The organism is Roseivivax sp. CAU 1753 (assembly GCF_054482575.1).
On the sequence record NZ_JBTLRF010000001.1, the window covers coordinates 975,897 to 994,751 of the forward strand.

Sequence of the window (18,855 nt, forward strand, 5' to 3'; positions counted from 1 at the left end):
CGACAGCATCTGATGCAGCATCGAAATTTCCGGGGAACCGGGCCTGCCATTCCGGCACGGGAAAAAGGCCTGAAATTCGTCTCCCGGCCTGCTTGGCGCAAGCGTGAGCCTGCATTGTCATCTGAACGACTTCACAGCCCCGAAAGGAGCGAACCCGTCACATGACGTCGCACGAATCCCTGACGCTGCTGGCCTGCCAGATCGCAATACCGCCGACGGCGACAGCCGACGCACGCGACCGCCATCTGGAAACGTCAGCCGCGAAACTTCGGGCGTGCCTGTCCGGCCAGCGCGCCGATGTGGTGGTCCTGCCCGAGCTTTCCAGCATCGACTATTCCCGCGACGCCTTCGACCGCCTCGACGCGATCGCGGAACCGCTGGACGGGCCGTCGTTTCACACCTGGGCGGCGGTTGCGGTCGAGTTTGGCATCCATGTTTGTTACGGCTTTGCCCGGCGCGACGCGACCGGCACCTATATCTCGATGGCGGTGGTCACGCCCGAAGGCAGCCTGGCCGGGCATTACGACAAGCTGCACCTGTGCCAATACGGCGCCTCGATGGAAAAGGAATACTTTTCGACCGGCGGCCATATCTTCACATTCAGGGTCAATGGCTTCACCCTGTCGCCGATCATTTGCTACGACATCCGCTTTCCCGAGCTGTCGCGCATGCTCGTGCTGAAACACGGCGTCGATATCATCCTGCATTCCGGGGCCTATTTCAGGGATCCGTCCTTTCCCACGTGGCATGCCTTCGCGACGACACGTGCGCTTGAAAATCAGGTGTATTTCCTGTCGCTCAACCGCGCCGGACAGGATTACGGAAACTCGCTGTTCTGTTATCCATGGATGGACGAAACCTGCGGACCCCGGCATTTCGCGGAACGCGACGAGGACTTTCGCCATCTCACGATCGACCGGCAGCGGCTACGCGATGCGCGCTCTGAATACACTTTCCTCAAGGACAGACTGGACAGTTATGACCTGCCCTGCCTGGCCCATCCGCGCGCACACTGAATGCGCTGACACATCGACACCGCAAGACATGAAAATACGGCAAAACAAGAAAGTTGGGAGACAGGAACGATGAACAAGGCCTCTGCTGCGCTCAAGGACGTCGAAAATCCCTGCCGCGCCCGCGTGCGCGCGCATTACACCGCAGAAGAGGGCGCGCTTCTGAAATCCCTGGCGAACGGCATCACCCTGTCCAAGGCGGATCGCGACAAGGCCGCCGCCGCCGGTGCACAATATGTCAAACGGGTCAGAAACGAGACCAAGCCATCGATGATGGAGGCGTTTCTGGCCGAATACGGCCTGTCGACGTCAGAGGGTGTCGGCCTGATGTGCCTGGCCGAGGCCTTGCTGCGGGTGCCGGATGCGGAAACCATCGACGATCTGATCGAAGACAAGGTCGCCCCGTCCAACTGGGGCGCGCATCTGGGCCATTCATCTTCCTCGCTGGTGAACGCGTCGACCTGGGCCTTGATGCTGACCGGCAAGGTGCTGGACGATGAACCCAAGGGCCCCGCGCGGGCCTTGCGCGGGCTCGTGAAACGTCTGGGGGAACCAGTCGTGCGCAACGCCGTCGGCCAGTCGATGAAAGTGCTGGGCCGCCAGTTCGTGCTGGGTCAGACCATCGAGGAAGGCATGAAGAACGCCCGAGAGCTGGAAAAGAAGGGCTACACCTATTCCTACGATATGCTTGGCGAAGCGGCGCGCACCGACGACGATGCCATCCGCTATCACGCCGCCTATGCCAAGGCGATTGACGCCATTGCCAAACAGGCCAAGGGCGATGTGCGGTCGAGCCCGGGCATTTCGGTCAAGCTGTCGGCGCTGCATCCCCGCTACGAATACACCCACAAGGACACCGTGATGGCGGAACTGGTGCCGCGCGCGCTCGATCTTGTGAAACAGGCGGCGAAAGCTGGCATAGGCTTCAACATCGACGCCGAGGAACAGGACCGGCTGGACCTGTCGCTCGACGTGATCGAAGCGATGATGTCGGACCCCGAACTGGACGGCTGGGACGGTTTCGGCGTGGTCGTGCAGGCCTATGGCCGCCGCGCCGGACCGGTGATCGAGACGCTCTATGACATGGCCGAACGCTATGACCGCAAGATCATGATCCGGCTGGTCAAGGGCGCCTACTGGGACACCGAGATCAAGCTCGCGCAGGAACTGGGGGTCGAGCGTTTCCCGGTCTTCACCCGCAAGAACAACACCGATGTCAGCTACATGGCCTGTGCGCAGATGCTGCTGGACCGGCGCGACCGGATCTATCCGCAATTCGCCACGCACAACGCGCATACCTGTGCCGCGGTCGTGCAGATGGCGGGCAACGACAAGGACAGTTTCGAATTTCAGCGCCTGCATGGCATGGGGGAATCCCTGCACCAGATCGTCAAGGACTCCGAAGGCACGCGCTGCCGCATCTACGCGCCGGTGGGCGCGCACCAGGACCTCTTGGCCTATCTTGTGCGCCGTCTGCTTGAGAACGGGGCGAACTCGTCCTTCGTGAACCAGATCGTCGATCCCGACATTCCCGCCGAGGCGATCTCGGCCGATCCGGTGACCGAGATGGAAAAGCTGGGGGATCGGATCGCGAACCCCTCGATCCTGCAACCGGCTGACCTGTTCGCGCCCGACCGGCCCAATTCCAAGGGCTACCGCATCAACGAACCGGCCTCGATCCTGCCGCTCTTGGCAGCCCGAGAGGAGTTTGCCGACACGACGTGGGATGCGGGTCCGATGCTGGCCGGGGACCGCAGTTCGACCGGCCCGACGCGCGAGGTCTGGTCCCCCGCCGACAGCACACGCCGTGTCGGAACCATCCAGGAGGCCTCCGCCGAGGATGTCGCGGCGGCCCTCGATGCCGCCGAGGACGGGTTCAGGGAATGGTCGGCCCGGCCCGTCGCGGAGCGCGCGAAGGTGCTGCGCAAACTGGCGGACATGTATGAAGACAACATCGCCGAGCTGACCGCGATCACCACGCGCGAAGCGGGCAAGACCGTGCTCGACGGTATCGCGGAAGTGCGCGAAGCGGTCGATTTCCTGCGTTTCTACGCAAACGAGGCCGAACGGCTGGACGAGGACGAACCGGGCAAGCCGCGCGGCATCTTCGTCTGCATCAGCCCGTGGAATTTCCCGCTGGCCATCTTTACCGGCCAGATCGCCGCGGCGCTGGCCGTGGGCAATGCGGTGCTGGCCAAACCGGCCGAGCAGACCCCGATCATCGCCGCGCGCGCGGTGCAGATGATGCGCGACTGCGGCCTGCCGGACGCGGCGCTGCAACTGCTGCCCGGCGACGGGCCCACCGTGGGCGGACCGCTGACCAGCGACCCGCGCATTGCCGGGGTCTGCTTCACCGGCTCTACCGAAGTGGCGATGATCATCCACAAGGCGCTGGCCAGGAACGCCGGACCCGACGCGGTCCTGATCGCCGAAACCGGTGGCCTGAACGCGATGATCGTCGATTCCACCGCGCTGCCCGAACAGGCGGTGCGCGATATCCTGATCTCGTCGTTCCAGTCCGCCGGACAGCGCTGTTCGGCGCTGCGCATCCTCTACGTTCAGCAGGACGTGCACGACCGGCTCATGCACATGCTGTCCGGCGCGCTCGACGCGCTTGTGATCGGCGACAGCTGGAACCTGGATGTCGACGTGTCGCCGGTGATCGATGCGGACGCCCAGAAGGACATCATGGACTACATCGACGGGCACCGCCGCGCGGGCACCCTGATCAAGACCCTGCCCGCGCCCGACGGTGGCACCTATGTCACTCCGGCAATCGTCAAGGTGGGCGGCATCGCCGACATGGAACGCGAAATCTTCGGTCCGGTCCTGCATGTGGCGACCTTCAAGGCGCAGGACATCGACAAGGTTGTCGATGCCATCAACGACCGGCAATACGGCCTGACCTTCGGGTTGCACACCCGGATCGACGATCGGGTCGAACAGATCATCGAGCGCATCCAGGTCGGCAACTGCTACGTGAACCGCAACCAGATCGGCGCAATCGTCGGCAGCCAGCCGTTTGGCGGCGAAGGCCTGTCGGGGACCGGTCCCAAGGCTGGCGGACCGCTGTATCTCACCCGGTTCCGCAAGACCGGAAAGACCGAAAGCCATGCCGCCCCCGAAGGTGCCGCGCTTGACAGGAAGGCCCTGGACAAGGCGCTTTCGTCGATAGATGCCCGCAACTGGGCCGCACGGGTGGACCGTGTGCACACCCTGCGGACGGCACTGAGCGGCAAGTCGGGTATCGTCCGCAAGGCACTGTCCGAAACGGCCGGCTTCGACATGTCGCCGCAATCGCTGCCCGGGCCGACAGGGGAAAGCAACCGCTTGCGCACCTTCCCGCGCGGCAATGTGCTTTGCCTTGGCCCGACGCCCGACCTCGCTCTGGCGCAGGCGGTTCAGGCGCTGGGTGCAGGGTGCGGCGTTGTCATGGCGATCCCCGGTGCCGCGTCGGTTGCCGGCCCCCTGCTGGACGCGGGCGCGCCGGTCGTGGCGCTGGACGGCACCGTCGATCCCGACACGCTGAAAACCGTGGGCGGCATTTCCCTGGTCGCGGCCGCGGGCACGTCCGACTGGACACGCGCCCTGCGCCTTGCCCTGTCCGAGGCGGACGGGCCGATCATCCCCCTGGTGGTCGATGCGATTGCGCCCGAACGCTACGTGATCGAGCGCCATCTGTGCGTCGACACGACCGCCGCGGGCGGCAACGCAAAGCTGCTGGCCTCCGCGTCATGACCGAAGCCCCGGTCCTGCCCGGTCCGTGACCCGGCACGCCCGAGCGCTGCGCCGACCCGCACGTGTCGGCGCGCCGCTTAAGCCCCGCGCGGTCGGGTCCCGGTCTGACGAACCGACCGGCGCAGGCGCGCGATGCCCACGGCGCTCTGCGGGGGCGCCGCGCGCAGCCGCCCGGTCGCGTCGGCCGCGTGCCGGTCCATCGCCGCATCGGGCGTCGGAACAGGCTCGAACGCGGCGATCGCGGCATGACGCGCCGCAGCGGTCAAGACGGGCGGATTCGATCCGTGAAGATGGCGACACCATGAAAGACCGGCAGGTCCGATTGACCAAGGTCAAGGCGGACGACGGGCATAGCGCCTCTCATGGGGCCATGATGTCCGTGCGGTTCGCGGTCGCCGGACCAGGGCGGTGAACGCTTTCCGGCGGGCCCGACCTTCTGCCACGGGCGATGTCGGACGACGCCACTGCGGATAAAGGGGGGACACACGGCGATGACACGGCAAGACCGACAGCCTCGCGAGGATGGACAGATCACCCTGTCCTTTCACGGTGCCGCGCATGCGGTCACCGGCTCCTGCTTCCGGCTTGGGCTGGGGCAGCACCAGGTCCTCATCGATTGCGGCATGTTCCAGGGTTCGAAGACCGAAAAGGAACTGAACTACCGACCGTTTCCGTTTCAACCGCAGGACATATCGGCTGTCCTTCTCACCCATGCGCATATCGACCACAGCGGCCTGTTGCCCAAGCTCGTGAAGGGCGGCTTCACCGGGACGATACATGCAACCGCGGCGACGACGGATCTTGCCGGTGTCATGCTTCCCGACAGCGCCCATATCCAGACATTCGAGGTGGCGCAGCTGAACCGGCGCAAGGCGCGGCGGCGGCGTGGACACGTCACGCCGATATATGACGCAAAAGACGTGGAGGACTGCCTCGCGCTGTTCCGGCCTGAACCCTACGCAGCGTGGTTCACACCGGTCCCGGGCCTGCGCGCGCGGTTCTGGAACGCCGGGCACCTGCTTGGTTCGGCATCGGTCGAGCTTGAGATCGACGGCGCGGACGGGACAGAGCCGCTGCGCGTGCTCTTCTCGGGCGACATCGGCCCGGACCACAAGTTGCTGCACCCCGACCCCGAAGGCCCGCAGTCGCTCGACTACGTCATCTGCGAGGCGACCTATGGCGACACCGACCGACAAGAGGCAAAGGCCAGGCACCGCAGGGATATCCTGCGCGACGAGGTGCAGGCCGCCATCAACCCCGAAGGGGCGCTTCTGATCCCGTCCTTCGCGGTGGAGCGTGCGCAGGAACTGGTCAGCGACCTCATCCAGTTGATGACCGAAGGCGATCTGCCGGGCTTTCCGATCTTCGTGGACTCGCCCCTTGCGACCCGGGCGACGCGGGTCTTTGCCCGGCACGCCGATGCCTTGGAGGGCGGCGACGCCTTCACGCGTGCGCTGCAATCCCGCCATCTTCACTTCACCGAAAGCACCCAGGCCAGCATGGCGCTCGATGCGCAGCAGGGCTTTCACATCGTCATCGCCGCCAGCGGCATGTGCGAAGCCGGTCGGATCCGGCACCGGCTGAAAAACTGGCTGTGGCGGGACGAGGCAACGGTGCTTTTCGTCGGGTACCAGGCCGAGGGAACGCTGGGGCGCATCCTGCAGAACGGCGCCCGCGCGGTCCGCATTCAGGGCGACGAATACGCCGTGCGCGCCCGGATCAGATCGATCGATCTGTACTCCGGCCACGCGGACGGACCGGAACTGGTACAATGGATTGAGGAACGTCTGCCGATCGCCCATGACCTGTTCCTGGTGCATGGCGAAGAACCCGCCCTTGCCGGCCTCGCGTCGCGGCTGAAGGACGTCGTCGATGCCGGGCATATCCTGGTGCCGGAGCTGGACGCGATGTTCGCGTTGACATCCCGGGGCGCAGCCCGGATCAGCGATGCCCCCGCCCCGCGTCTTTCCCCTGAAAGCGTGGCGCGGCTTGACTGGCACAACGATGTCTCGCGGCTGATCCTCGACATCAACGATGCCCTTGCCAGCGCCACCGACGCGCGGCAACGGGATGTTCTGATCCGGCGGTTGCGCCGGGTCGTGGAGGACCCCGACAAAGACACGCCCGACCGCGCGGATGGCAGGCGAGCACATCGCTAAGGCCGCCGTGGTCGGGCGCTCGGCCGTCCGAAATGGCGTCCCGGCTAGGTCCGGGCGTTCGGCACCGGGTTGAGGACGATGCCGTCGCGCGCGAACGCGGTGATATTGGCCAGCGTCGTCTCGGCGATGGCGGTCAGTGCCTCGCGGGTAAAGAACCCCTGATGGCCGGTGACCAGCACATTGGGAAAGGTCAGAAGCCGGGCGAAGACGTCATCGGGGATGATGCGGTCGGACAGATCCTCGAAGAACAGATCCGCCTCCTCTTCGTAGACGTCGAGGCCGAGGCTGCCGATATGCCCGCTCTTGAGGCCGCGGATCATCGCCGGCGTGTCGATCACCGCGCCCCGGCTGGTGTTGACCACCATGACGCCGGGCTTCATCAGCGCCACCGCGTCATCGTCGATGAGATGGTGCGTCTGCGGCGTCAGCGGACATTGCAGCGTGACGATGTCGCTGGCCACGAGCAGCGACGCGAGGTCCAGGTACTCGACGCCCAGCGCGCGGCATTCGGGATTGGGCGCGGGATCGCAGGCGACCACCCGGCAGCCGAAGCCGCGGAGGATGTGCGCCAGGACAGACCCGATCTGTCCGGTGCCGATCACACCGACGGTCTTGCCGTGCAGGTTGACGCCGATCAGGCCATCAAGCTCGAAGTTGCCCTCGCGCACCCGCGCCCAGGCCCTGTGGGTCTTTCGGTTCAGCGCAAGGATCAACGCCACCGTATGCTCGGCGACCGCGTGCGGCGAATAGGACGGAACCCGGCAGACCGCGATGCCGGACGCTTCGGCCGCGGCAAGATCGACATGGTTGAACCCGGCGCTGCGCAGCGCCACGAGCCGCACGCCGAAAGAGGCAAGGATGTCGAGGACCGCGCGATCCAGCCTGTCATTGACGAAGGCGCAAACCGCCTCGGCACCGCTTGCCAGCGCTGCGGTGTCCGCGGCCAACCGTGTGCCGTGGAAGTGCAATTCATGCCCCGTGCCAGCATTGGCCGCGGTCAGAAACGCGATGTCGTAGGGCTTTGCCGAGAATACGGCGACTTGCATGGCGAAGGGTCCTTCCGGGCGTTTGCCGATGTCTAGCGGCTGGTTCCTGTGACACGCCAGATGATGTCGCCCACGTCGTCGGCCATCAGCAGCGATTTTCCATCCGGCCCCACGGCAACCCCGACGGGTCGCCCGTAGGCCAGTTTCTCGTCCTCCGACAGAAACCCCGACAGGATGTCCCGCGCCGGGCCGCTCGGTGCGCCGTCCTGAAACGGCACGAAGATCAGCTTGTAGCCGCTCAGCTTCGACCGGTTCCACGATCCGTGCTGGCCGATCACCATGCCAGCGCCGAACCCCGGCAGGGTGCCTTCGGGCATCCAGCACAGTCCAAGCGACGCGGTGTGCCCGCCAAGCGCATAATCCGGCGTGATCGCCGTGGCGACCATGGCGGCATCCTGCGGCACCCGGTCGTCCACGGTCTTTCCCCAATAGCAGTAGGGCCAGCCGTAGAACCCGCCGTCCTTGACCGATGTCAGGTAGTCGGGCGGCGTTTCATCGCCCAGGCCGTCGCGTTCGTTGACAGCGGTCCAGAGCTTGCCGGTCACCGGCTCCCAGGCCATGCCGACGGCGTTGCGCAGGCCCGACGCAAAGATGCGCGCCTGCCCGGTTGCCACATCCATCTCCCAGATCGCGGCGCGGCCCTTTTCGACCTCCATGCCCTCATCGGCGATATTCGTCAGCGATCCGACGCCGGCGTAGATCTTCGTGCCATCGGGCGCGGCGATCAGGCTGCGCGTCCAGTGGCCGTGCGGCTTGAACGCGACCAGCGTCTCGCCCTCGCCCGAAAGCGCGGTGTCGCCCGGCGTGTAGTCGAAGACCCGAATGCCATCGGTATTGCCAAGGTAGAAACGGTTACCCACCAGCGCCATGCCGAAGGGCTGGTTCTGGTTCTCGACGAAGACCTTGCGGATCTCTGCGGTGCCGTCGCCATCGGCATCGCGCCACAGCGTGACCCGGTTCGCGCTTTTGCCGATCGCCTTGACCCGCCGCATCGTCGCCTGCGCGGCGTGATCCATCAGCGTCCTTGGCGGCGCGGCCTGTTCCTTGGATTCCGCCACCAGCACATCGCCGTTCGGAAGCACTTCGATCCACCGGGGATGGTCGAGGCCAGAGGCAAAGGCATTGACCGTCAGTCCGGGCGCGCAGGTCGGCAGGCGGCCATCCTTCCAGCCTTCCGCAACGGGCATCTTCAGGGTCATGATGCCCTGGCTGCGCGCGTCGGGTATGTCTGGATCGACGCCGAAGGCCTGATGTGCAGGCGATCCCATGCGCCGCACGAAAGCGACTGCACCGCCGACCACCGCGGTTGCTCTTGCGATAAGCTCCATGTCTGCACTCCTTCTCAGCCGGGCCAGATTATCGAAGCCGACGCGGCAGCGACAGCACCTTTGCGTCAACCCCGGGGCATGACACAGCGACGGAACCGGCGCTGCGGGGCGGTCTGCACGATGCGGTCTGCGGTCTGCTACGCCGCGCTTTTCCACTTCACCGGGGTCACGTAAACGATGCGATCGTCCACACTGACCATTACATCGCCGTCCTGGATATTGATCTGAAGCTTCATCGCGCGGCTTGCCAGTTCGGCCAGTGCGCCGGTTTCGGTTTCGGGGAGGCGTATCACCTGCAGATTGTCAAAGCGGGTGGTGCTGTTTCTGATCTTGTCCCACCACGCCTCGGCGGTTCTGCCGCCATAGGGATACACGATGACCTTGTCGGCCTTGCTGCAGGACTGACGCATCACCTTCTCGCTCGGAAGTCCCAGCGCCACCCAAACATCAAGCTCGCCGCTGAGGCTTTTCTGCCAGATGTCCGGCTCGTCATCCGTGGACAGCCCCTTGGTCATTTCCAGATGCTCATGGGCATTCAGCGCAAAGGCGACAATGCGCACCATCAACCGCTCGTCCGTTTCCGAGGGATGCTTGGCAACGGTCAGCTTATGGGTTTCATAATAGTGACGATCCATGTCCGAGATCGAAAGTTCGACTTTATGAATGGTGGCATTCTGCGCCATGATCTGTCCCGGAATTGCAAAGATCGGGATGCCTACTCTGTCCGGTGGGCTTTGGAAAGCAGATACAAGGACGCGGGGAAACCGGGCCCGCGCGGCGCTGCCCGGTCGGGGCGGCGGCAGGTTCGGAATGGCGGGTCCGGACCGGGGCAGTGCCGCGCCGCGCGACCCGGCGAACACCCCTCGCGCAGCGGCGGGCCGGATCAAGGGGACCGCACGACGCATTATGACGGGTTTCGCGGCAGGTGTCGCCAAAGGTGTCGCGACAGACGTGCAGCCCCCCCGGACGTCGGACGGGACAGACAGCTTCTGTTCGCCGCCGACGCCTTTTCTGCCTAAAATGACGCCCGGGGCTGAAACAGGTCGAGGCCAGACATGATCACCAGGCGAAAGCACATCAAGGCGGCGCGACGGTCTCCTCCCGGGTCCGTCCCGGGTAACCTCGAGATCCCCGAGGCGGCGGCGAAACCGAGCATCCGGGTCATGGCGTTCGGACCGGACGATCTTGTGGAGCGTCAGGTTGACGACGTGGCTGCCATCGTCGAGATGCGGCAGGCCTTTCCGACGATCTGGATCGATATCGTGCAATTCGGCGATGCCCGGATGATCTCCGAGATCGGCGCGGTGTTCGATCTGCACAAACTGGCGCTAGAAGATGCGATCAACACGCATCAGCGCCCCAAGGTCGAGGAATACGACGATCATCTGTTCATCGTGGCCCTCATGCTGGACGCGGCGGTTTCCCTTGATACCGAGCAGGTCGCGTTCTTCGTCGGTGCGGGCTACCTCATCACTTTCCAGGAAAGGCCCGGTGACTGTTTCGAGAACGTTCGCGACCGGATCCGCAAGGCCTCGGGACGCATTCGCAAAGCAGGCGCGGACTATACCGCCTACGCCCTTCTGGATGCCATCGTCGACAGTTACTTTCCCTCGCTGGAACGGGTCGGCGACCAGCTTGAAGCCCTGGAAGATCGCGTCACCCGTTCACCCGAGCCCGGCAATATCTCTGATCTGCACGGTATGAAGCGCAAGTTGCTGCTGCTGCGCCGTGCAATCTGGCCGCATCGCGAGATGTTCAACACCCTGCTTCGCGATGAACATCCACTCATTGCCGCCGATACGCGACCGTTCCTTCGCGACTGCTACGATCACACCGTTCAGCTGATGGACATCGTCGAGACATATCGCGAGATGGCGTCAGGGCTGGTGGATGTGCACCTGTCCAGCGTCAGCATGAAGTTGAACGAGGTCATGAAGGTCCTGACCATCGTGTCGACCATCTTCATACCGCTCAGTTTCATCGCAAGCGTCTACGGCATGAACTTCGACCGGCAGACATCACCGTGGAACATGCCCGAACTGGGGTGGTACCTCGGATATCCCTTTGCGCTGATGCTGATGTGTGCATCGGCTGCCGGACTTGTCTGGTACATATGGAAGAAGGGATGGCTGCGTTAGGTGCCCGCCGGTGGTCACAGCTTCGGCCCCCGCCTGTTACCCCATCGCCCGGCAACTGCAATTTGGTTTATCCGTACAACGGGTTTTGCGCGGGCGAATTGACGCCTTCACCCGCGCAGGCGGCTTGGTCAGTTCGGCTCCTGAATGGTCGCGAGGAAATAGACCAGTTCCAGGATCCGCGCTTGCGCCGTGGGCAATCCGCTTGCCCCCGTGCCATATTCGCCTTCCTCGGCGATCACATCGGCGTTGAAGCGGTTGCCCCAGATCGGCATCTCGCTGGTGCCGTGGGCCCTTTGCTGATCGGTGTCGGCGATGATCTGGTAGACGGTCTCGATCGGAAAACGCCCACCATTGCGCTCGGAGATCTGGGTAAGATCGGACGGGGCGTTCTTCATGAAATCGAGAAACGGACCATTCCCCTTGCCGTCGGCACCATGGCAGACCGCGCAATTCGCCATGAATGACCCTTGCCCTATGGTTTCTGCAACGGTTGCAACCGGAACAGATGCGGCAAGGATCGTGGCCAGAACGATTGATTTGGATTGATGGATCATTTTTCTCTCCCAGGACCGATGACAGACATGCTCGGGGCAAAGTGTATGCCCCGGTCCCGAGAAGAGAATGATCTGGATCAAGAGCGCCCGGGTTTCGGCCTGCCGCCGGTTGCGTGGGCAGGTAGGCAAGATCTGGGCCAAGGACCCCGGACCGCGACCAGGACGCGCCGGCAGGTCAGCCGCGGGTTCAAGCCCGAGGCCAATAACCGGGTGGGGGACGCGACCGGATTGCCGGTTCGCTGCCGTGCGCGGTTCCTATTCGGCGGCTTCGTCCGACGCTGAGGCCAGGGCTGTCGATGCAGGCAGCGCCCGGTCGACGTCGTTCAGGTGGACCAGAAGGCTGGCGATTTCGCCGCGCAGCCACCGGTGGACCGGATCATTGGTCTGCCAGCGGTTCCACGCCACCCACAAGAGCGCGGGCTCCATCCGGAAGGGCACCGGATGCGGCGCCAGACCGAACCTCTGCGCGACGGCGCGCGCAAGCGTTCCGGGCAGCACCGCCAGCAAATCGCTTTCCGCCACGGTTTCGTAGAGATCGCGGAAACTGCCAACCGACAGCGCCACCCGTCTCGACCGTCCCAGCGCGGACAGGACCTGGTCTTCGTGACTGGCATGCCGCCCTTCGGACGAGAAGATGACGTGATCCATGTCACAATAAAGATCGATCGGAATGTCGTCGCCTGCGGCGATCCCGGCGCGCGCCAATCTGGGATGATCGTGTCTGGCAACCACCTGCCAGGCCGACCAGAACATCGGTTCGGCGGCGATATTGGGCGGAATGTCGTGGGTACAGGGAAGTGCGATATCCACGTCCATGCGTCCCATCTCGTGCAGGTTGCCGGGATGGACCAGGTCCACGATGCTCAACCTCATCTTCGGAGCCAGTTTGCCCAGCCGCTGCATCAGTTTCGGCAACAGCATGACCGAAAAATAGTCCGAGCCCGAAATCCGGAAGCAGGCCTCGCAACTGGCGGGGTCGAACGGACCCGCACCGGCCAGGGTCTGCTCCAGACCACTCAAATGCGCACGGATCGGTTCGCGCAGTGCCCTTGCGAAGTCCGTCGGGCGCAATGCCGCCCCTTCGCGAACGAAAAGCGGATCATCCAAAGCCGTTCTCAGCCGCCCCAACGCCGCCGAGACAGCAGGCTGTGACAGACCGACACGGCGAGCGGCCCGCGTGGTCGACCCCTCGATCAGCAACGCATCGAGGACTTTCAACAGATTGAGGTCAAAGCTTGCGAGGTTCATGACCGGCCCTTCCGCAGGCGATCTTGCCGCGATCGGAGGGATTTGTCACGGTGCCTGGCGATCAGATGCCTCGACCCGACCACCCCGGACAGGGCGGTCCACAGGGGGGCGGGGCCAGGTCGGGCGTCGGACCCCGACCTTCTGTCAATGCCCTGCGGTTTCCAGGTTCGCCGCCTTGATTTCGGCGATAAGCTCCAGTGCTTCGACTTTCGTGTTGCGGATGTTGGGCCGGAACCCCTGGCTTTCCGCGCGCAGCCTGATGTCCGTCTCGGTCTCGGAGCCAGCGGCGTAGCGCGCCGATCCCAATGAGAACTCCTGATTGAGCTTCTTTCCGCGCGCTGCATATTCAGTCCAGGCAGGCGACTGGATGCGTGTGCCTTCATAGTTAATCAGAAAATACCACTTCTGACCCGTCGGCTTGATCTGCTGTTCGATGAAGTCGTAGACCTCGGTGACGTCGCGGGAATTCTCGAACGACAGATCCGAAAAATCGACCCGCATGATCTGCTCATCGGGCACAAAATCGACCCGCCAGTTGTAATCCTCGGGACTCAGGCTTGGCGTTATGACCGTCTTTTTCTTCCGCCTGGAGGGCAGCGCGCGAAGACGTTCCAGCGCTTCTTCGCGATCGTAGAACAGGTTCGGATTGAATGCCTCGGTGCCTGCGTCCCGCTCGATCTGGCGGCGCGTCACTTCGGAGGCGTCAAAGCGAACGCTGCCCATCGAATGGGCTTCGTTCAGCTCTTTTCCGCGCCGCGCAAACGCAAACCACGCATCCTGGTCGATCCGCGCGTCGCAATAGTTGACAAGAAAGAACCACAGCGGCTCGCCCGTGGCGGCAATGCGGTCTTCGATGTGATCGTAAAACACGTTCACATCCATGGAGTTCGCCAGCGTCAGCCCTTCAAAGCTGACCTCCATGATCTCGGCATCGTCATGAAAGATCACGCGCGGCGCGATGTCAGCGGTGGAAAACGTGGCTTCGACCATCAAAGGAACTCCGCAAGGCAAGATATTCTCGGGTTGCGCCCTCATAGTCGGGTGCCGCAATTGTATGCAATGGCACACAACGTCGCAGCGCAGCATACCGGCAGATTTGCACCGGGAAGGGCGCTGTCCGGTCCGTCCTGGCCTGCCTGACCTGCGCTCCGCCTCTGCCCGTCTGTCCTGCCGGGCGGTGCCTGCTCCGACCGCTGCCATATCGTCGCGACATCCTGCCTGTGCAGACGCGGTGGCGTCGGGTGATCTGACCGGTCCCGGGCGCAAGGTCTGTCGTTCCTGCGCCCTACGAAGCCATGAAGTTGGCCGCATAGATCCAGAAGCCGATATGCGACACCAGGCCCAGGATCATCAGATTGAACAGGTAGCTGCCGATCCGGCTTTGCAATTGTCGTCCGGCGACGTGACGCTTGAACGACCGGTTGGCAAGGTAGCCCGGCAGAAGTTTCTCGCGCACCCAATCGAACCTCGGTGTGGTTTCTTCGGTCTCCGCGATAACCCTGGCACCCACGAAGAACTTGTCGATCTGCCAGCCAAGAAACCCGACAAGCGCCAATATCGCCGACCCCAGCATCCACCATGTGGTCCATTCGATGTCCGAGACCGGAACGCCATAGATTGTCATCATCCTTGCTCCTTCATCCGGCGGCGCAGGCCGCGCGTTGCAGCGCCCGTCATGAACAGGTTGGCGACACCGATAAACAGCAGGATACCGATGATCGTCAGCGCCCCGCGCATCGACTTTCCGCGCATCGCAGGGTCGATTTCGCGGATTTGCGGATCGTCGGGCAAATATCGTATCGCAACCCGATCCGGCGGGTCATGGCTGTCGTAAAAGGCGCGGGTCACGGTCACGGTGCCGCGCCGCATCGTGTCGCCGACGCTGAACCCGACCGTCATGTCATAGGCATGGCGCGGGCGATCGCCGCCACCGCGACGTATCCGTTTCGAAATGATGGTCGCCTGGGTTTCGACACCCAAGGCGTCCAGATCGCCATAATAGCTGCCGGTGCTGTGATAGGTCCAAAACCCGTAGAGCATTGCCAGGATAAACGGCATGGCAAGAATGACGCCGCGCTCAAGAGAGAGTTGGCCTGCGTCACCCCCGGCTTCTCCGGGTTTTGAGCGAACGGGCTTATCCATGGGACATCGCCAGTGCGCGGCCACCCTTCAGCCATCGGATTACGAAAAACGCAGCAATGGCCGCCGGAATGAGACAGATCAGACCGATCAGAAAAATGGTCACCGGCAAGGCCCAAAGCTGCTCAAAGCGGACCTGCCTGACATTGCGTTTCAGGTCCGGATCGAACAGGATATCATGCGTCGTGCCGATATCGAAATTCCAGTTGGGTGACGACTGGCCGGTGCTGGCCTCGGTCATTTCCGTGTCGGAGAACCGATACCGGAATACCGGGGAATAGTCGGTGGTCGCGCCGTCCCAGGGATTCCATCCCTCCCAGGAATAGACGCGGACCACCTCTCCTTTCGTGCGCTCGGCATTGGCGACGAAGATATAGCTTTCCAGTGCAAGCGCCGCGGCAGTCCCGAGAAACAATACCGGAAGCAGAAAGATAAGCACCCAGACCCGCCATGACGCTTGCCGCTGTCCGTCCGGTCCTGTCCGAAACAGGAAGAGTTGCTTTGTATTCAACTGAATAAGAGCGGTACGCAGCATCGCGACATTCCTTTCCTCGCCGGTCGATCTCAGGCAGCCTGCGGCTCAGCGGTCCCGCCCAGGGGATCCGGCCCGTATTCGTTGTCGCCCGGCACACCCTTCAGGAAGCCCAGTTCGACGACCATCCACAGCGCCATCGCCGTCGCGAACCACATCACGACCGTCGCGCCAATGCCCGGCACCATGATCTGCGTGCCCGCCAGTTCGACCGGAGCATAGCCGATCTGGAAGATGCTCGTGATCTGCATGAGAATACCCGGCGCCACAAAGATGATTGCCCATGGCACGCCAGGCTTGCCGCGATCGTGCAAGCGTTTCACAAGGATCGCGGACCAGATATAGATCATCCCGGCAGACACGATCAATTGGCCCGCCATCAACGCTCCGCCCTTTGGAAAGACCGAGATCATCCCGAGACCGGCAACAAGGGAAATCCCCACCAGTCCCAGAAAGCCAAGCCAGAATCCCTTGCGGGAAATACGCCCTTCGAAGCTTGTAAACAGGTCCATTTCTTTTTTCCTTCTGTTTTGTCCCAGTGCCATTGTCGATCCTGGGTGGTGATGGTCAGTGTCGCCTTGATATCGGTGCCGTGGAGGCACCAGGGAAAAGGTCGCCCCGGATCACGGCATTGCCGGTCAGTTTGCCGGGGACAGACCTGGCCAACGGGCGGCGCGGAAATGTCCGAATTGCCACGATCTTGTGAACTCAGTTGCGCAATCGCGTCGCGAGGCCGCTGGGATCTCTTTCCGATCCTGTCAGGACAGGGATCTATTCCCCGGGTTGCGCGGCGAATTCCCGGCTGTCCGGCGCGGCCGTTTCCGGTCCAACGCCGTGACGCAGGACCATAAATCCGAACATTGCCATCGAAATGACCGCAAGGACGGACCCGATCTTCGCCACCGTCTCGCCCTGGCCGGTAATGGCCAATACGATCCCGGGTGTCAGGGTGACAACCGTCGCCACGACAACCGCGTAATGGATCATCGCCAGTCGCGTATGCGCGGCGCGCGGTGTCAGTGCGTAATAGGTTCCGAACACCGACATGGCCACAAAGCCGATCAGGTTCAGATGTCCGTGCGCGGGTGACAGCGCATGGTCGTGACTTGCCGACATCTGGATGCCCCATGCCATGCCGACAAGGGCGCAAAGCGCTGCGGTTGCGAAGAACCATTTGGAAATCGAGATCATGGGAACTGCCTTTCTATTCGTCATGAAGGGGCGGACCCGTGAAGCTCAGCGCGTATTCCGCGCCGATCTCTGCGATTGCCGCCATATCCTCGGGGATGCGAAGCTTTTCTTTCGCCATCCTGGTAAAGAACCTTTCGAAACCACCGGGGGTCAGGATAACCAGATGCCGGGACGGAATATCGCTCACGACCCGGAACGTGTGCTGCTTGCCGCGCGGCACGAAGACGGTGTCCCCCGGTCCGCGCATGACCCGCGCCCCTTCCAGCCAGAATTCCGCATCACCCGTAAGCATGACAAAGGTTTCGTCCGCATCGTGGTGCACATGACGTGGCGGCCCTGACCCCGGGGGCGACACCGAATCCGTGATCGACATGGCCCCGCCAGAGTCGGCGGAGGCGAGGATCGTGCGGTATTTCGCCCCCAGCCACTCGACAAAATGGGGCGCAAGTATCTGATCTTTCATCGTTTCCTCCAATGGCCCTGATGGAAACGAAAGCGCTTTCGATACCGTCACGATATCAAAGCCAAGGCTATATAAAAAATAGATTGTTTATATTAACACTATCCACATGGCGAATTTATCCAGCTTCGACCTCAATCTGCTACGCGTTCTCGACGCGCTCTTGCGAGAGCACTCGACAGTGCGCGCAGCCGAACGATTGGGGCTGTCGCAACCGGCGGTGTCCGCAGCCCTCGGGCGGTTGCGGATCACATTGGGGGACGATCTGTTTTTTCGTCGCGGCCAGGGACTTGAACCGACGCACTATGCGCTTTCGCTCGCGACACCGCTGCGAGAGGTTCTGAACCGGGTGGAAAATCTGATCCAGGGGCCGGACACCTTCGACCCGGCGACCTCAAATCAGGGCTTTCGGCTTTCCGGCAGCGACTTTTTCGCCGAATTGCTCATGCCGCGTCTGGCCGAGCACTTGCAGGCGCATGCCCCGCTGATGCGCGTTCATCTCGTCGATCTCGTACCCGACAACTACATCAACACTCTCGACCAATACGAGGTCGACCTGGCGCTGCTCCCGACAACCGATCTGCCTGACTGGGTCGAAAGCCAGACGGTTTTCCGGGCGGGGTTCGCGGTCGTGGCGCGGCAGAACCATCCACGACTGCAAAGAGCCGGGATCCTGCCGTCCGAAGCGATTCCGATGGACCTGTTCTGCGACCTCGGCCATGTGCTGTTTTCGCCAGAGGGAAAGAGCCACGCCATGGGGGACGCGGCCCTCGCGCGCGTCGGTCGAAAACGCCGCGTGGTGATGACCATGCCGGTTTTTTCCGGCGTCTACCGCGCGGTCGCGGGGTCAGATCTTGTGGCGCTTCTGCCAAGCGTGCTGGCCCGTCACGTGGCCCCGGCGGCGGGTCTCGACATATACACGGCACCGATGCCGGTGCCTGTCGCGCAACTCGACATGGTGTGGCACAGACGGTACTCGGCCAGTCAGGCCCACCGCTGGATGCGCACGCAGATCGCGGACCTGTTGAAACCTTTGGACGAGCAGGAATAGTGACGTTGCCCCCTGGTCCGCGCCCCTGGTCGGCGCCCCTGTTTCACGCCCCTGCCCCGCGCCCCCTGCCCCGCGATGCGGTCGCGGTCGTTCGGAACGGGCGCGCCCTGACCGCCTGGTCCGCTTCAGTGCGATGGTGCGCGGCGCGAGCTGACCGCGTGCGTGGCCGCAATGCCGCCCCCGCCCATTCTGCGTCAAGCGCCCGGTCTCCGAAGAGCGGATGGCCCGGCCAACGCCCTTGAAACAAAAAGACAAAAG

17 protein-coding genes are annotated in these 18,855 nt (G+C 63.3%); 5 read left to right on the forward strand and 12 right to left on the reverse strand.

What is annotated here, in order from left to right; translation table 11 throughout:
* Positions 1-161: 161 nt before the first annotated feature.
* From ACXYMN_RS04405 to ACXYMN_RS04415, 3 genes are all read left to right on the forward strand, one after another.
* On the forward strand, positions 162-1,016 hold the full coding sequence (locus tag ACXYMN_RS04405) for a carbon-nitrogen hydrolase family protein (RefSeq protein ID WP_459012237.1): 855 nt from the start codon (positions 162-164) through the stop codon (positions 1,014-1,016).
* Between the two features lie 69 nt (positions 1,017-1,085).
* Positions 1,086-4,751, forward strand: a complete 3,666-nt coding sequence (gene putA / locus ACXYMN_RS04410; RefSeq protein ID WP_459012238.1) for a bifunctional proline dehydrogenase/L-glutamate gamma-semialdehyde dehydrogenase PutA — start codon at positions 1,086-1,088, stop codon at positions 4,749-4,751.
* A gap of 491 nt (positions 4,752-5,242) precedes the next feature.
* Positions 5,243-6,910 (forward strand): MBL fold metallo-hydrolase, encoded by a 1,668-nt coding sequence (locus tag ACXYMN_RS04415; protein WP_459012239.1) that lies wholly within the window; start codon positions 5,243-5,245, stop codon positions 6,908-6,910.
* 44 nt (positions 6,911-6,954) lie between these two features.
* Here the strand turns inward: ACXYMN_RS04415 and ACXYMN_RS04420 are convergent, their stop codons facing one another.
* From ACXYMN_RS04420 to ACXYMN_RS04430, 3 genes are all read right to left on the reverse strand, one after another.
* Positions 6,955-7,956 carry a 2-hydroxyacid dehydrogenase gene (locus tag ACXYMN_RS04420; protein WP_459012240.1) on the reverse strand — a complete coding sequence of 334 codons (1,002 nt, stop codon included), beginning with the start codon at positions 7,954-7,956 and terminating at the stop codon, positions 6,955-6,957.
* A 32-nt stretch (positions 7,957-7,988) separates the two neighbouring features.
* Positions 7,989-9,284 (reverse strand): PQQ-dependent sugar dehydrogenase, encoded by a 1,296-nt coding sequence (locus ACXYMN_RS04425; RefSeq protein WP_459012241.1) that lies wholly within the window; start codon positions 9,282-9,284, stop codon positions 7,989-7,991.
* A 137-nt stretch (positions 9,285-9,421) separates the two neighbouring features.
* Entirely contained in the window at positions 9,422-9,967 is a 546-nt protein-coding gene (locus ACXYMN_RS04430; protein ID WP_459012242.1) for a YaeQ family protein, read from the reverse strand.
* Between the two features lie 480 nt (positions 9,968-10,447).
* Between ACXYMN_RS04430 and corA the strand changes: the two genes are divergently transcribed.
* Complete coding sequence (gene corA / locus ACXYMN_RS04435) at positions 10,448-11,422, forward strand: magnesium/cobalt transporter CorA (RefSeq protein WP_459012243.1); 975 nt, start codon at positions 10,448-10,450, stop codon at positions 11,420-11,422.
* 128 nt (positions 11,423-11,550) lie between these two features.
* On the opposite strand, the gene ACXYMN_RS04440 is transcribed toward corA, so the two are convergent.
* The 9 genes from ACXYMN_RS04440 to ACXYMN_RS04480 all read right to left on the reverse strand — a co-directional run bounded on the left by ACXYMN_RS04440 (position 11,551) and on the right by ACXYMN_RS04480 (position 17,549).
* On the reverse strand, positions 11,551-12,117 hold the full coding sequence (locus ACXYMN_RS04440; protein ID WP_459012244.1) for a c-type cytochrome: 567 nt from the start codon (positions 12,115-12,117) through the stop codon (positions 11,551-11,553).
* A gap of 114 nt (positions 12,118-12,231) precedes the next feature.
* On the reverse strand, positions 12,232-13,224 hold the full coding sequence (locus tag ACXYMN_RS04445) for a LysR family transcriptional regulator (RefSeq protein ID WP_459012245.1): 993 nt from the start codon (positions 13,222-13,224) through the stop codon (positions 12,232-12,234).
* Positions 13,225-13,368: 144 nt separating this feature from the next.
* Positions 13,369-14,310, reverse strand: coding sequence for a hypothetical protein (locus tag ACXYMN_RS04450; RefSeq protein WP_459012246.1), 942 nt, complete (start codon positions 14,308-14,310; stop codon positions 13,369-13,371).
* A gap of 199 nt (positions 14,311-14,509) precedes the next feature.
* Positions 14,510-14,851, reverse strand: coding sequence for a hypothetical protein (locus ACXYMN_RS04455; RefSeq protein ID WP_459012248.1), 342 nt, complete (start codon positions 14,849-14,851; stop codon positions 14,510-14,512).
* Positions 14,848-15,390: a DUF3592 domain-containing protein gene (locus ACXYMN_RS04460; protein WP_459012249.1), complete on the reverse strand. Its 543-nt coding sequence runs from the start codon at positions 15,388-15,390 to the stop codon at positions 14,848-14,850. The genes ACXYMN_RS04455 and ACXYMN_RS04460 overlap by 4 nt, the downstream gene beginning before the upstream one ends.
* The gene (locus ACXYMN_RS04465; protein ID WP_459012250.1) at positions 15,359-15,802 is read right to left on the reverse strand and encodes a DUF3592 domain-containing protein; all 444 of its coding nucleotides are present in this window, start codon (positions 15,800-15,802) and stop codon (positions 15,359-15,361) included. The genes ACXYMN_RS04460 and ACXYMN_RS04465 overlap by 32 nt, the downstream gene beginning before the upstream one ends.
* A 125-nt stretch (positions 15,803-15,927) precedes the next feature.
* Positions 15,928-16,440 (reverse strand): DUF805 domain-containing protein, encoded by a 513-nt coding sequence (locus ACXYMN_RS04470; RefSeq protein WP_459012251.1) that lies wholly within the window; start codon positions 16,438-16,440, stop codon positions 15,928-15,930.
* 226 nt (positions 16,441-16,666) lie between these two features.
* Positions 16,667-17,086 (reverse strand): hypothetical protein, encoded by a 420-nt coding sequence (locus ACXYMN_RS04475; RefSeq protein WP_459012252.1) that lies wholly within the window; start codon positions 17,084-17,086, stop codon positions 16,667-16,669.
* Positions 17,087-17,099: 13 nt separating this feature from the next.
* Positions 17,100-17,549: a cupin domain-containing protein gene (locus ACXYMN_RS04480; protein WP_459012253.1), complete on the reverse strand. Its 450-nt coding sequence runs from the start codon at positions 17,547-17,549 to the stop codon at positions 17,100-17,102.
* A gap of 106 nt (positions 17,550-17,655) precedes the next feature.
* Between ACXYMN_RS04480 and ACXYMN_RS04485 the strand changes: the two genes are divergently transcribed.
* Positions 17,656-18,597, forward strand: a complete 942-nt coding sequence (locus ACXYMN_RS04485; RefSeq protein WP_459012254.1) for a LysR family transcriptional regulator — start codon at positions 17,656-17,658, stop codon at positions 18,595-18,597.
* The last annotated feature ends 258 nt before the right edge of the window (positions 18,598-18,855 follow it).

Excerpts from the sequence above, each read along its gene's own strand:
- ACXYMN_RS04405 (WP_459012237.1), top strand. The coding sequence starts at position 162 with ATGACGTCGCACGAATCCCTGACGCTGCTGGCCTGCCAGATCGCAATA.
- putA (WP_459012238.1), top strand. The coding sequence starts at position 1,086 with ATGAACAAGGCCTCTGCTGCGCTCAAGGACGTCGAAAATCCCTGCCGC.
- ACXYMN_RS04415 (WP_459012239.1), top strand. The coding sequence starts at position 5,243 with ATGACACGGCAAGACCGACAGCCTCGCGAGGATGGACAGATCACCCTG.
- ACXYMN_RS04420 (WP_459012240.1), bottom strand. The coding sequence starts at position 7,956 with ATGCAAGTCGCCGTATTCTCGGCAAAGCCCTACGACATCGCGTTTCTG.
- ACXYMN_RS04425 (WP_459012241.1), bottom strand. The coding sequence starts at position 9,284 with ATGGAGCTTATCGCAAGAGCAACCGCGGTGGTCGGCGGTGCAGTCGCT.
- ACXYMN_RS04430 (WP_459012242.1), bottom strand. The coding sequence starts at position 9,967 with ATGGCGCAGAATGCCACCATTCATAAAGTCGAACTTTCGATCTCGGAC.
- corA (WP_459012243.1), top strand. The coding sequence starts at position 10,448 with ATGGCGTTCGGACCGGACGATCTTGTGGAGCGTCAGGTTGACGACGTG.
- ACXYMN_RS04445 (WP_459012245.1), bottom strand. The coding sequence starts at position 13,224 with ATGAACCTCGCAAGCTTTGACCTCAATCTGTTGAAAGTCCTCGATGCG.
- ACXYMN_RS04450 (WP_459012246.1), bottom strand. The coding sequence starts at position 14,310 with ATGCTGCGCTGCGACGTTGTGTGCCATTGCATACAATTGCGGCACCCG.
- ACXYMN_RS04455 (WP_459012248.1), bottom strand. The coding sequence starts at position 14,851 with ATGATGACAATCTATGGCGTTCCGGTCTCGGACATCGAATGGACCACA.
- ACXYMN_RS04470 (WP_459012251.1), bottom strand. The coding sequence starts at position 16,440 with ATGGCACTGGGACAAAACAGAAGGAAAAAAGAAATGGACCTGTTTACA.
- ACXYMN_RS04475 (WP_459012252.1), bottom strand. The coding sequence starts at position 17,086 with ATGATCTCGATTTCCAAATGGTTCTTCGCAACCGCAGCGCTTTGCGCC.
- ACXYMN_RS04480 (WP_459012253.1), bottom strand. The coding sequence starts at position 17,549 with ATGAAAGATCAGATACTTGCGCCCCATTTTGTCGAGTGGCTGGGGGCG.
- ACXYMN_RS04485 (WP_459012254.1), top strand. The coding sequence starts at position 17,656 with ATGGCGAATTTATCCAGCTTCGACCTCAATCTGCTACGCGTTCTCGAC.